We start from the raw sequence: 13,205 nt of genomic DNA on the forward strand, positions 1-13,205 counted from the left end.
TAATATAGAAGGTCATACCGTCTGATGCAGACAGCACTTTCCGGGTTATTAATTAAAGTTTAATTGAAATGAAAGAAAAGGGGATGCTTAGTTATTGTTTAACCTGAAACTAACCGGCAGGTTAAAATATACGGCTACATATTGTCCATTCTGTTTGCCGGGTTTCCACTTTGGCATTTTGCTCACCACGCGGATGGCTTCTTCTTCCAGGCCGCCGCCTTTGGCTGCGCCCACTGTTTTCACCTGTGAAATACTGCCATCGCGGTTCACCACGAACTGAATAAATACAGTCCCTTGTATTTCGTTTTCCTGGGCGATGTGCGGGTAGCGGATGTTATTGCCAAGATATTTTGCCAGTGCGGCTTCACCACCGGGGAATTCCGGCATTATTTCCACGAAGGTATGCGGAACATCGGGATTGCTGGCCGGGGGGGCCACTACTACGCCGGTACCGCCGCTGCCGCTGGCAGCCAGGTCAATGTCTGCTCCTCCTTCTACCCCATCAGAGTTGGTAAATCCTACAACAGCATTCGTGAGGTCATCATTCTTTGGAGGCATTTCATCGGGGGGCACGTCTGTGTCAACAATCACTGGTGTAGTTGCCCTGATAGAGGCGGCCATTGGCGGGGGCGCTGAGGTTACCGGTGGAGGAGGAATGGTAACAGGAGGTTCCGGCGGCATTTCAATTGTTTTCAATTCAATTTTCTTTTCCGCCAACACCGGCCGATGTACATTTTCAGCGGCCTTCAACGTGTTGTTCAACACGTAGCCGCCAATCATTACCAGCATAATAGAAGCGGTGCCCATTACTGCATTGCGAACGCGCCTGTCGTAACGACTGCGCAATTCATAGGCCCCATAATCTTTGTTCCTTCCATAGAAGAGAATGTCGAGGAAATCATTCCCCGGGATTTTAGCTGAGTCCATGGTAATATGTTTTTTCAATTAGATGATGCAGTAAAATATTTTCCATAAGGTTTTTGAAAATATATTTCAGGAAGATGGATAACGGGAAGGAGTATAATATATAGGAACAATTGAACGGGGATATAAAATAGAAGTCCCGACATGTGTCGGGACTTGCTGGCACTGGGGACCTTACCTGAAAACAAGTGGTTCCTTCATTTTAATTAGGCTTTCCGAAAAAAGTATAGGCGTATACGTTATTACGCTTCAGCCCCGACTGCTTCCGGAAAATATCTTAATGAACGGTTGGCTGGAAGCAGTCTTTAATGATCCGATAATAGCTTCAGTCCCCGGGGCAGTCACCAACAAAACCCACCAGTAATGTTTGAGGCAACGCCCCTTTTGAACTGAAGTTGATCGTTTAATTTCAATGGATAGTAACCCAATTATATTCCGTTACAAATACACCAATCAGCGTGTATTCGTGTACGTTATATTATCTTTCAAGCTGTTAACCCTGCTTGCCTGTAAAGGCATTGAGGCCGGACAGATGACATATATCTTCATGTTAAAAAAATGAGAGAGGTCTGGTTTAAGATTTCAGTTGACAAATGCCAGGAGGATGCGGGGAGGTACGTTGCTGATAAATTTACCACCAATAAATTTGCAGCACACCTTTCCCGCAAGCCTGACCAGGCATTCTATTTACAGCTTACAGAACGCAAGATTTTTCCTTCAACAGCGGCTACAATAAGCGCCGGCTATCTGAATGTAACGGGAACAGGTGATATTTACCACGGTATTTTGCGTGTGGTAACGCATTCCACTAGTTAGCGTGTGCCTTTTCATAGTGTATTTTTATTTACACATTTTTCAATAATGATGGCAGCAACACCTTGCTGGTGGATCAAAGGATGCCGGAAGCGTTTGCCTGATGCTTCCCTGTGGTGGTAGATCTTATTAGTCTACTGATTTGGTAGACAAATATACATCGAGTTTTATTAATTCCAAATATTTACTCATTTTTTTTCTGATTTTTTTGTTTTACCACTGTGGGGAAGTCAGCCGCCGCGTACGGCAAAAGCGTATTTTTGCAGCATGAAAGAGCATGCAAAAAACATTTTACTCATTATAGCCGGAGCCTTCATCTTTGCTGCAGGCATCAATTACCTGGCCATTCCCAACAAGTTATCCGAGGGAGGCGTAATAGGTATTACCATTGTAACTTATTATTACTGGGGATGGTCGCCGGGTGTAACAAATTTTATTATCAACGCTATCCTGATTGTAACGGGGTATCGGCTGCTGGATAAAAGAAGCATGTTGTATACGATCCTTGGCATCCTTTTTTGTTCCCTGTTTCTTTATCTTACTGAAAACAAACTTACTCCCGTTACCACCAACCCGTTACTGGCGGCTATATTTGCCGGCCTGCTGGTAGGTATCGGTATTGGCCTGGTATTCCTGTCTGGCGGTACCACCGGCGGCTCCGCTATTGTAGCAAGGTTATTCAATAAATACTTTGGCTGGACACTGGGCAACGCCATGCTCATTTTCGATATTGTTGTGATCATATCTTCTTCCTTTATAATAGGCATAGAAAAAACCATGTATACCTTTATTGCGGTATACATCGGGGCCAGGGCAGTAGATTATATTGTAGACGGGCTTAACACCAAACGCGCCATTACCATTATTTCTACGCGCACGGAAGCCATTGCGGCAAAGATCACCGGTGAGATGAAACGTGGCGCTACCGTATTGCACGGGCATGGAGCCTTTACCGGGGCACCTAAAGAAGTATTGTATGTGGTGATCGGCAAACAGGAACTGATGCGCCTCAAATCACTGGTGCAGGAAACGGATTCCGAAGCCTTTGTGGTGATACACGAAGTACATGAAGTACTGGGAAGGGGATTCTCAAAATAGTTTAGCAGGCGGCTTTCATCCTGTTTAGTGAAGGCCGCCTGCCATTATCATTTACCGGTTAACTCACGGATCACTTTCACTTCCTCCTCGCTGTAAGGCGTTCCATCCGGGCGGAAAATATCATGAAACCAGGTAGGGGGCTCGCTGCCATCGGGCATTGGCGTGCTCCAGGCATATTTGGTATTGGTTTTACCGGCCACCAATCCCCAGTTAATAGCGCCGATATTTTCCTTTTTCAGCAAAGGCATAATATTATCAAAACGGCTGCTGCGGGTACGGGCCATGTATTCGGTGCAGATCAGCGGCCTTCCTAACCGGCGCAGGGTATCAATATCCCGCTGGTGCTCCTCCGGTGGGGAATAGTTATGATAAGTGATTACATCGGAATGCGCTTCCTGGAACGCCGACAGGTCTTTAAGCTTCCAGTCCCAGATCCCGGCTGATAAAGGTTGTGAGGGATTTATCTCTCTTCCCCAGGCAAACACTTTTTCCAGCAGGGGCAAACTTTTGTTACCATGACCGGAATTGCCGGGTTCATTATAAAGATCCCATAACAGGATACGCTTGTCATTAGCAAAAGATGTCAGGATATCTTTCACATATCTCTCCAATGTATCCACCAGTGCAGGACGCTGATGGATAGCCAGGCCCGGATCCTGTACCCAACCTGAGTTATGGATACCTGGCCGGGGCGCCCGCTGCGGACCGGCCTGATAGGTGCTATCCCAGCAATCATCAAAAAATACGAATAAGGTGGAGATGTGGTGCCTGTCGGCGATATCCAGGTAAGTATTGATCCGTTGCTTAAAACCGGCAGCATCAACCACCCAGGGCACATGGTGCAGGTATACCCGCATAGTGTTCAGCCCTATGCCTTCTGCATAGCCCAGCTCCCGGTTAATAGTAGCAGTATCAAAAGTTGCAGCCTGCCACATTTCCAGCTGGTTAATAGCTGTGCTGGGAATAAAATCGCTGCCCCGGATCCAGTCTTTACCTGCATACCAGGCATTGGCCCTTTCCTTTGACCACAAACCTTTTTCGGGTTGTTTGCAGCTCATCTGGATAAGCACGGCCACACACAACGCAATAAATCGGTAATTCATAACGTAACTTTTTAGTGGAGTCACCAAAATAGTAATTATACGTGTCTCACGTTAGTCCATATGTCTCAATTTGTTATTCCTTCCGGAATTCATATTTGGATTTTGAAATTTAGATGTATATATTGTAGTCAGCTCAACGCTCTTTCATTCCTTACCATCTTATCAACCAATACAATCAAAGGGAAATGACACAAAGCTCTCAACGCTTTTTACCGCTGGACGTGTTCCGCGGGCTTACTGTTTGTTTCATGATCATAGTGAACACAGGCGGTACTGGTGGAACCTACTGGCCACTCGACCATGCTGCCTGGCATGGCTGGACACCAACCGACCTGGTATTTCCCTCTTTTCTTTTTGCTGTGGGCAACGCCATGAGCTTCAGCATGAGGAAGTATGAACAACTGGGGAATTCAGCGGTGCTGGGAAAGATATTTAAACGCACCCTGATCATTTTCCTTCTCGGATACTTGATGTACTGGTTCCCGTTTGTAGAGCATACCGATAGCGGGCTTGCATTCAAACCGTTCAGCCATACCCGCGTACTGGGTGTGCTGCAGCGTATTGCCCTGTGCTATTGCATTGCTTCCCTCCTCATCCACTATTGCTCTAAAAAAGTGGTATGGGCGGTAAGCGCCGTATTCCTCCTGGGATACTGGGCTATCATGTGGTATTGCGGTACTCCCGGTGAACAATATACAATGGGTGGCAATGCAGGCATCCTGTTCGATAAACTTATTTTAGGCGAAAACCATATGTACCACGGCGAAGGCATTGCCTTTGATCCCGAAGGGATCCTCAGCACTATTCCTGCGGTTGTAAATGTGGTGGCAGGTTATTACACGGGGCTGTTTGTTCAGCAACAGGGAAGAACGAAAGCGGGTTTGGCCCGTATGATAGGTACTGGTGTATTACTGCTGCTACTGGCCTATGCATGGAACACGGTATTTCCTATCAATAAAAAACTATGGACCAGTTCCTATGTACTGCTCACCGTGGGCATTGATTTGTTGCTATTGTCGCTGCTGATTTTTGTGATCGATATCCTCGGCTTCACGAAAGGCACAGGTTTTTTTACGGTATTCGGCAAAAACCCGCTGTTCCTTTACCTGCTTTCGGAAGTGCTGGCTATCCTGTTCTTTTTCTTTATGGTAAACGGCGATTCACTTTACAAGTGGATCAATGATACTATCTTCCAGCCATTGTCGCCAGGCAAGTTCGGATCACTGCTGTTTTCGCTGGCATTCATGCTCACCTGCTGGCTGGTAGGACTTATCCTCGACCGGAAAAAGATCTATGTACGTGTGTAAGTAATATCATCTCACTAAAAATAAAAAAGGGAAGGTCAGCGATCTTCCCTTTTCCATTTACAGGCGTGAACATTTTTTTGCTACATTGTACATAAAATAATCGCCGATGGATCTCTCACTCAAAGGGAAAACAGCGCTTGTGTGCGGCAGTTCACAGGGAATAGGATTGGCTACAGCAACAGAACTGGCTTTGCTGGGCGCTGAATGTATTTTGTTTGCAAGGAATGAAGACCGGTTAAAAGCAGCGCTGTCAGCACTCAGCACCGGCGGCGGACAACAACACCGTTATGCAGTAGCTGATTTTTCCGATATAGCCCAGGTAACAACTGCAGCAGAAAAAATTGCTGCCAGCGGGCCTGTGCATATACTCATCAATAATACCGGCGGCCCGGCGGGGGGCCCTATCCTGGAAGCCGGCGCAGCGGCATTTTCCGCTGCTTTTTCGCAACACCTGCTATGTAACCAGGCTTTGGCCCAGATATTTGTACCGGGAATGATCAGTGCAGGATATGGCCGTATTATCAATATTATTTCTACTTCTGTAAAAGCGCCTATAAAAAACCTGGGAGTATCCAATACCACCCGGTGGGCAGTGGCGGCCTGGTCCAAAACCCTTGCTACAGAGTTGGCGCCACACGGCATTACGGTGAATAACGTGTTACCCGGGTCCACCTCTACTGCCCGGCTGGAAGGACTATTTAAAAGCAGTGCAGCTGTCCGCAATGTATCGCCTGAAGTGATAGAGGCTGAATGGCTGAAAGAAATTCCGATGCAGCGTTTTGGAGAAGCCCATGAAATAGCAGCGCTGGCGGCATTCCTGGCATCGCCTGCTGCGGCCTACATTACAGGCACCAGTACTGCTGTGGATGGAGGGAAAACACCGGTGATGTAAAGCGGATGTTGTCTGACTCAGGATTACGCTGATTATACTGATTAGCCTGAATTTTTTCTTTTGGATTTTAAAGGATTTGAGAAGATAGAAGCGAATATACCAGCTCTTATCTGCCAAAGTCCTTTAAAATCTTAAAATCAAAAAAATAAAATCCGGCTAATCAGTATAATCAGCGTAATCCTGAGTCAGACAACGTCCGCTTCTAACAAGGTATAAAATTGACCACTCTTACCAGGTGACCATCTTCAAAATGTAGCTGTACACTGCTGTCACTGTCTTTATTATACGAATCGCGCAATGTGATCATATCCTTTTTGCCCTCGTTTTCCGCCTGTAATACTGCATTGGGATAAAAACGTTTTATATCTTCCCAGGTAGTATTGCGGGTAAGCGTAATCTTCCCTGTGGTCAGTGAATTGTTACCTGTAAAAACGAATTCTTCACAAGCCAGCGAGTCTTTACAATGCTCGAAAGTGGATCCGTCTTTATAGAAAAAATCAAAATCTTCCTCAAACTGCGATCCGCAAACATCTTCCCCATTGGCAGAAATGATGCTGTCTGCCACACCGATAGCGGTTTCAAGCCGCTGCCTCGTGGTAAACAGCGGCACTTTATTATTTATCAGCGCTTTGGCAAAAGGGAAAACCTCGATCTGCTCCCAGGCAATATTACGCCTGATCTCCTGCAGGGAATCTTCCTCGTCTGTAAGCGGCCGGATGTTTTCCGAAGGCGCCGCTACTGCAATATTATCTGTTTCTTCAATGCTATTTTGCCGGCAGGCTGTTGCCAGCAACAAGGCTACAGTAAACAAGTACTTTCTTTCTTCGTATAGCCGATGCCGTATTTTCCCCATGATCCCGATGATTTTAAAAACCGATGCCAAACACATAATTAAAATAAATTATATTATAATCCAAGTATTTTTCCTGCAATCGTTTGCATTAATCAGGAAGGAGGGTTATATTGTACATATAAAGTTCCTCATTATGAAAAAGCAAACCCTTCTTTTCCTGGGCCTGGCGTTACCATTTGCCGGCTGGTCGCAGGATAACTCCACTGATGCAGCAGTAGTAAAAAGAGTAGCCGACTATGCCGTTGCCCACGCCGCCTTCCGGTTCAAAGGAGATAACAATGAAACCTGGAACAGCACTAAGGAAATACCTGCCGGTGCAACCGCCAGGATATCAGACCACCTGAGTGAATGGCATTACCCCAATGGTGTATTAAATATTGCAATGACGGATCTCGGGGAATACCTGAACGATAAAAAATATACTGAATTTTCGCAGCAACATGTGGCCTTCGCGTTTGACAATTACGCCTATTTTGAAGCGCTCAGCAAAAAGGGAGTCAAATATAAAGGCTTTCCTTTTAACCAGTTAATCAATACCCGTGTACTGGATGATTGCGGCGCCATGGGCGCCAGCCTGATAAATGTTTACCAGCAGGTAAAAAGAAGTGATTACAAGGCTTATATTGATAAAGCGGCCAATCATATCAGCAAGGTACAGGAAAGGCTGCCGGACGGCACTTTATGCAGGCCTTACCCCTATAAATGGACCCTCTGGGGCGACGACCTGTATATGAGCGTTCCTTTTCTTGCACGCATGGGCAAGCTCACCGGCAACAACGCTTACTTCGATGATGCTGTAGCCCAGGTAAAACATTTTTCACACTACCTCTGGGATGAAAAGAATGAATTGTATGTGCACTATTACTATGAAGACCTGAAAAGGCAGGGCGTTGCGCACTGGGGCCGCGCCAACGGGTGGATCATGCTGGCAAAGGTACAGCTGCTCAATTACCTTCCGGCTAATCATCCCGGCAGGCAGGAGGTGATTGCAGATGTTACCCGCCAGATCCTTGGCATCGCCAGATACCAATCCGCCAGCGGCTTGTTTCACCAGGTGCTGGACCGTACCGATTCCTATACGGAAACCTCCTGCACCGCTATGTTTGTTTATTCCATTGCACGCGGCGTGAATGAGGGCTGGCTCGATAAACGTTATATCACGATTGCTGAAAGGGGCTGGGAAGGATTGGTAAAAGAGAAAATACAGGAAGATGGACAATTGAAAGATGTTTGCATCGGTACAAACACTTCGGCGGATCTTTCTTTCTATTATAACCGCCCAACGGAACTAAACGACTTTCACGGTATCGGCCCGGTGATAGAGGCAGGTATTGAAATCATGCGCTACCGCGCAAACAATAAAAAATAAAAAGTGACGGATCTGCAGGAAAAGCTTCTGCAGATCCGCCACCCTAATACTTCTGTTAGTACATATCAAACCATACTTTGGTAGTCAGCAGATCCGCACCCTGACGGGCTACAGCCGCTTTATAATTGGCGCCGTTCAACGCCTGCTCGCTGGAAGGATAGGATAAACGCAGCGGCATTTTACCCTGCAACGCGCCGGTGTAAGCGGGCTTTAACTGCGGATAATCCAGCCGCCGCCATTCTGCAAAGGCTTCCAGTCCTTCACTGAATAATGCAAGCCACTTCTGCTCTCCTATCGATTTTTTATAGTTATTGGCATCGTAGGCTACGGCTGGTTGCGCGAGGTAATTGTCAACCGGTGTGCCTGTAATGCCGTATTGTTTGAAAGATGCACGGATAGCCTGTGCATAAAGATCAGCTGCATTACCGCTGATCAGGTTACGCTGTGCCGCTTCTGCCAGGATAAACAGCTGCTCGGCGTAGGTGAACACATAGGCAGGCGCCTGTGAAACGGTGAACGCCGCACCGATATCAGAGGTTTTGCTGAAGCCCAGCCGGGAAGCTGAGTCGGCCGACAGCCCATTGGTAACACCGATATATACATTGGTATCAGCAGGCAATGCTGCGTATATGCTTAACCGTGGATCGTTCAGCACTTTCAGTTTATCGATCACTGTTTTACTGATACGATAATCGTTCCTTGTTTCCCTGTTCCGGCCCACGGGGTTCTGGTTGGGAGATGTGAGATAATTCAGTTTCACATCACGGTCGCCGGCAGCCAGGAAAAAGTTGCCTTCTGCAGCCAGTTCCGCAAATACAGCCTTTGCCGCAGCCGGATCGCGGTCGGCCAGTCTTAATGCAATACGGGAACGCAGTCCGTTGGCAAATTTCTTCCAGCTATTCATATTTCCCGCCAGCAAAGAATCTCCGAGGATAGGATTGTCTGATGGAGAAATAGTGCCTGCTGCATTCTTCAGTTCAGCCAGCAGCCCCCTGTATACCACCCGCTGACTATCATACACCGGTGTAAGGTATTTATCAATATTACCTGCCTGGGTGTAAGGAATATCCCCATACAGATCAGTCAGCACCTGGAAAATCCAGGAACGCATGATAATACCCACCGCTTTGTAATTGGGATTGTGCAGGCTATCTCCCAGCTCCGCCAGTTTCGTAAAGTCTGCTATACCCTGCGCATAAAAATTATTCCATACTGTTTGAATGTTGGTAGAAGCAGGAATATAACGGTCGGGATCAGGATACTGGATCTTAGCCCAGTATTGTATGTATAACAGGGTGGTTTCCATGGTAGCATCGCTGCCCCAGTAGGTATCCACGTTGGCTTTAATACCGTTACTCAGCAGGTAATCCGGCTGCACAACGGTTGGTTCGTTCGGGTTTATATTGGTACGCTCCAGGTCCTTCTGGCAACCGGCCAGCCATACTGCAGCGATTAATAAAGAGAAAGATATCAGCAACTTTTTCATAATCATTCAATCATTAAAATGAAACATTCAGGTTAAAGCCAAAGCTGCGGGTAGTAGGTATCTGCAGCGTTTCCAATCCCTGGCCATTACCGGTATTAAAGGCTGTTTCAGGATCTATGTTTGGTGTGTTCTTGTGCAGGTATCCCAGGTTCCTGCCTACCAGTGCCACATTCACCGCCTGTAATCCCCACTTCTTCACCAGCGAAACCGGCAGGGTATACCCCAATTTAATTTCACGCAGCTTCACAAAAGAGGCATCGTATACGGCGCTTTCATTCAGGTTGCTGCTGTACACTGCTTTGTAGTAGCTCTGTGCAGAGAGGATGGCGGTATTCTTCTTGCCATCTGCGGTGTAGCCGTCAAAAATGATCCCGTCGTGCTTCACGGTGGCTCCACCCGGTGCGGTGGCATTGTGGTCCGGCAGCTGGATATTTTTTGAACCGTCGTCATAGTAAGGCAATCCGCCGTGTTCCTGGTCGCGGCCTGGCATGGTTGCAGCCAGTACACCGGTGCTCATACCCGTGGCGTTGGTGCCCGACCAGATGGAGCCGCCTTGTTTGGTATCTATCAGGAAGCTCAGGTTAAATCCTTTGAAGGAGAAATTATTGTTGATACTACCTGTCCATTTGGGCGTGTAGTAACCCAGTATTTTCTTACTCGGATCTACAGAGGGAGTACCATCCGCATTCACCAGTATCCTGTTCTCACTGTCCCTTTTATAAGCGGTGCCGTAAAGGGCGCCATAACGCTGACCTTTGCTGGCCAGCACCTGGATATTACCGGAGCTACCGAGCACATAGTTGGTCAGAAATCCATCTGCATCCAGTTCTATTACTTTGCTCACATTACGTGCATAGTTGATGTTTGCATCCCAACGGAAACCGGAGCGTGTAGAGATGGGCGTTAGTCCCAGCATTACTTCCACCCCATGATTGCTCAGCTCACCTGTGTTCAGTAATTTTTTCAGATAGCCGGTAGTGGAGCTCACATCCGCTAGCAGGATCTGGTTGCGGCTATGGGAACTATAGTAAGTAACATCCAGCCTTACGCGGTTATCAATAAAGCCTGCTTCCACGCCCACTTCTGTTGAAGTGGTAATTTCCGGTTTGAGATCTTTGTTAAGATACTTGTCTGATACCGTGAGTAACGGCAGCGAGCCAAACGGCTGGTTAAACGGATAGGTATTAATTTCCTGGTAGGGGTCTGTATCCTTTCCTACCTGTGCCCATCCGCCGCGCAGTTTCAGCAGGGAAAGCGCCTGGCTCTGGATATGCAGGGCTTCTGATAATACCAGGCTGGCGTTTACGGAAGGGTAAAAATAGGAGTTATTGCCTCTTGGCAAGGTAGATGACCAGTCGTTGCGCGCAGTTAAATTCAGAAACGCATAATTGCGGTAGCCTACCTGTGCTGCTGCAAAACCGCTGTATACTTTCTGCCTGTTGAGCAGGCTGGTAGAGATGAGCGGATCACGGGAGTTGTTCAGCGTATACACATCTTTCACCGCCAGGCGGGGCGCCTGCTGGTAGTTTTGTTCCAACTGGTTGGAACGCAGGTTGGCGCCGGCCAATACATCTATATCAAAATCACTACTCAACTTTTTCTTCGCATTCAATGTAAACTCACTGTTTGTTTCACTTACAGCATAAGCGTCTTCTGTATAGGAGCCAAATGGCGTACCATTGGTGTAGTAGGCGATTTTATACTTGCGCCTGTCCTGGTAGTAATCAGTACCGATGCGGAAATTGGCGGTGAGCCAGTCTACGATCTGGTACGACAACCGCGCATTGCCCAGGAAGCGGTTACGCAGCATGCCTACCGTGTTTTCATTCTGGATCCAGTAAGGATTGCTGTAATAGCTATGGTTCCAGTTATAATCGGTGCCATCTGCATTTTTATAATTTTTCAGTTTGTTCACATCTACCTGGCGGCCAAACCAGATGAACTGGAGAGTAACGCTGTTACCGCGTCTGCCGTCCACGCCAGGAAGATTATCAGCGGAGCTGCGCACATAATTGGCGTAAGTGCTGAGTGTAAGTTTCGGTGTAATACGGAAGGTGTTACTTGCAACAAAAGTATTACGGGTAATACCGGTATTGGGTAATATACCACCTTGTTTGGTATTATTGTAAGAGAAACGGTAATCCAGTTTTTCGTTGGTACCGCCTACAGATAACCCGTTATTCAGTGTATAGCCGGTTACATAAAAATCCTTCACATTATCGGGATGTGCAACAAATGGTACCGCTTCACCATTGGAAAAGAACTGTGGGATCAGGCGGCCATCCATTTTTGGTCCCCAGCTTTCATCCACGCCATCGTTGATACCACCGCCTTTACCGTCTTTGTAGGAGAACTGTCCGCCGGTACCCTGACCATAAGAGTTCTGAAAATCAGGCAGGATCAGGAGCTTATCAATGGTAGCGCCGGAATTTACCGTAACGCCCATGCCACCTTTCGTGTCTTTCCCCGTTTTTGTTTTGATCACAATTACGCCGCTGGATGCACGGGAGCCATATAACGCAGCTGCGTTGGGGCCTTTCAGCACGCTGATGGAAGCAATATCATCAGGATTGATATCGGAAATAGCATTGGCAAAATCGCGGCCTGTTCCGATACCTAACTGGCTGTTGTCGACCGGTACACCATCCAGCACAAACAGGGGCTGGTTATTACCCGCAATGGAGGTTTCCCCGCGGATAACGATACGGGAAGAGCCGAGATTACCCTGGCTGTTGGTTACCTGTACACCGGCTATTTTCCCGGACAGTGCATTCACGAGGTTGGTCTCTTTTGCTTCGGAAAAATCTTTTGATTTCAATTCCTGTACGGCATAACCAAGTGATTTCTTTTCGCGGGAAATACCCAGTGCAGTTACCACTACTTCTTCCAGTTTCCTGTTACTGTTTTCCAGGGAGATGTTGATCACTTTATTATTTCCAACAACTGCAAACGTTGTTTCGAAGCCTAGTGAGGAGAATTGCAGCGTATCATTCACCTGCGCGCTGATCGAATATTTTCCATCCGGATCTGATTGTGTGCCACGTCCTGTTCCTTTCACCTGAACAATTGCGCCGGGTATGCGCTGTGCGTCTGAGCGGGATGTAATAACCCCGTTCACCCTGGTTTCCTGGGCGATGCTTTGCTGCAGCCACAATAAAGCCGGCAGCAGCCATAACAGCCTTTTTACGTAATTCATGCTTTGTACTTGATTTATAAGTTGACTCAGATCTTTGCGGAGATAGTACACCGTTCAGATTTTGGCATTTGTTGTTTGGTGTATAATCAGTTGGTGATATCGGGGGCAAAAGTAAGCCACAAATATTAATCTACAAAATTTATAGACTATATAGATTTGAAAAA

The 13,205-nt window shown here is 47.1% G+C and carries 9 protein-coding genes; 4 read left to right on the top strand and 5 right to left on the bottom strand.

What is annotated here, in order from left to right; genetic code table 11:
- Positions 1–87: 87 nt before the first annotated feature.
- Positions 88–927, bottom strand: a complete 840-nt coding sequence (locus tag VIM72_RS02175; RefSeq protein WP_332001231.1) for a TonB family protein — start codon at positions 925–927, stop codon at positions 88–90.
- Positions 928–2,004: 1,077 nt separating this feature from the next.
- Between VIM72_RS02175 and VIM72_RS02180 the strand changes: the two genes are divergently transcribed.
- Positions 2,005–2,835 (top strand): YitT family protein, encoded by an 831-nt coding sequence (locus VIM72_RS02180; RefSeq protein WP_332001232.1) that lies wholly within the window; start codon positions 2,005–2,007, stop codon positions 2,833–2,835.
- A gap of 47 nt (positions 2,836–2,882) precedes the next feature.
- Here the strand turns inward: VIM72_RS02180 and VIM72_RS02185 are convergent, their stop codons facing one another.
- Positions 2,883–3,938 (bottom strand): cellulase family glycosylhydrolase, encoded by a 1,056-nt coding sequence (locus VIM72_RS02185; protein WP_332001233.1) that lies wholly within the window; start codon positions 3,936–3,938, stop codon positions 2,883–2,885.
- Between the two features lie 185 nt (positions 3,939–4,123).
- Between VIM72_RS02185 and VIM72_RS02190 the strand changes: the two genes are divergently transcribed.
- A complete protein-coding gene (locus tag VIM72_RS02190) occupies positions 4,124–5,245 on the top strand; it encodes a DUF5009 domain-containing protein (protein ID WP_332001234.1) in 1,122 nt (373 codons plus the stop codon).
- Positions 5,246–5,351: 106 nt separating this feature from the next.
- Positions 5,352–6,137: an SDR family oxidoreductase gene (locus VIM72_RS02195; RefSeq protein WP_332001235.1), complete on the top strand. Its 786-nt coding sequence runs from the start codon at positions 5,352–5,354 to the stop codon at positions 6,135–6,137.
- A gap of 202 nt (positions 6,138–6,339) precedes the next feature.
- On the opposite strand, the gene VIM72_RS02200 is transcribed toward VIM72_RS02195, so the two are convergent.
- Positions 6,340–6,990, bottom strand: coding sequence for a hypothetical protein (locus VIM72_RS02200; RefSeq protein ID WP_332001236.1), 651 nt, complete (start codon positions 6,988–6,990; stop codon positions 6,340–6,342).
- A gap of 133 nt (positions 6,991–7,123) precedes the next feature.
- On the opposite strand from VIM72_RS02200, the gene VIM72_RS02205 reads away from it, so the two are divergent.
- Positions 7,124–8,359 (top strand): glycoside hydrolase family 88 protein, encoded by a 1,236-nt coding sequence (locus VIM72_RS02205; protein WP_332001237.1) that lies wholly within the window; start codon positions 7,124–7,126, stop codon positions 8,357–8,359.
- A gap of 55 nt (positions 8,360–8,414) precedes the next feature.
- On the opposite strand, the gene VIM72_RS02210 is transcribed toward VIM72_RS02205, so the two are convergent.
- Positions 8,415–9,845, bottom strand: coding sequence for a SusD/RagB family nutrient-binding outer membrane lipoprotein (locus tag VIM72_RS02210; protein ID WP_332001238.1), 1,431 nt, complete (start codon positions 9,843–9,845; stop codon positions 8,415–8,417).
- Positions 9,846–9,858: 13 nt separating this feature from the next.
- A complete protein-coding gene (locus tag VIM72_RS02215) occupies positions 9,859–13,041 on the bottom strand; it encodes a SusC/RagA family TonB-linked outer membrane protein (RefSeq protein WP_332001239.1) in 3,183 nt (1,060 codons plus the stop codon).
- Positions 13,042–13,205: the final 164 nt, after the last annotated feature.

The organism is Chitinophaga sp. (assembly GCF_036569185.1).
In the GTDB taxonomy this organism is placed as follows: Bacteria; Bacteroidota; Bacteroidia; order Chitinophagales; family Chitinophagaceae; genus Chitinophaga.

Excerpts from the sequence above, each read along its gene's own strand:
- VIM72_RS02175 (WP_332001231.1), bottom strand. The coding sequence starts at position 927 with ATGGACTCAGCTAAAATCCCGGGGAATGATTTCCTCGACATTCTCTTC.
- VIM72_RS02180 (WP_332001232.1), top strand. The coding sequence starts at position 2,005 with ATGAAAGAGCATGCAAAAAACATTTTACTCATTATAGCCGGAGCCTTC.
- VIM72_RS02185 (WP_332001233.1), bottom strand. The coding sequence starts at position 3,938 with ATGAATTACCGATTTATTGCGTTGTGTGTGGCCGTGCTTATCCAGATG.
- VIM72_RS02190 (WP_332001234.1), top strand. The coding sequence starts at position 4,124 with ATGACACAAAGCTCTCAACGCTTTTTACCGCTGGACGTGTTCCGCGGG.
- VIM72_RS02195 (WP_332001235.1), top strand. The coding sequence starts at position 5,352 with ATGGATCTCTCACTCAAAGGGAAAACAGCGCTTGTGTGCGGCAGTTCA.
- VIM72_RS02200 (WP_332001236.1), bottom strand. The coding sequence starts at position 6,990 with ATGGGGAAAATACGGCATCGGCTATACGAAGAAAGAAAGTACTTGTTT.
- VIM72_RS02205 (WP_332001237.1), top strand. The coding sequence starts at position 7,124 with ATGAAAAAGCAAACCCTTCTTTTCCTGGGCCTGGCGTTACCATTTGCC.
- VIM72_RS02210 (WP_332001238.1), bottom strand. The coding sequence starts at position 9,845 with ATGAAAAAGTTGCTGATATCTTTCTCTTTATTAATCGCTGCAGTATGG.
- VIM72_RS02215 (WP_332001239.1), bottom strand. The coding sequence starts at position 13,041 with ATGAATTACGTAAAAAGGCTGTTATGGCTGCTGCCGGCTTTATTGTGG.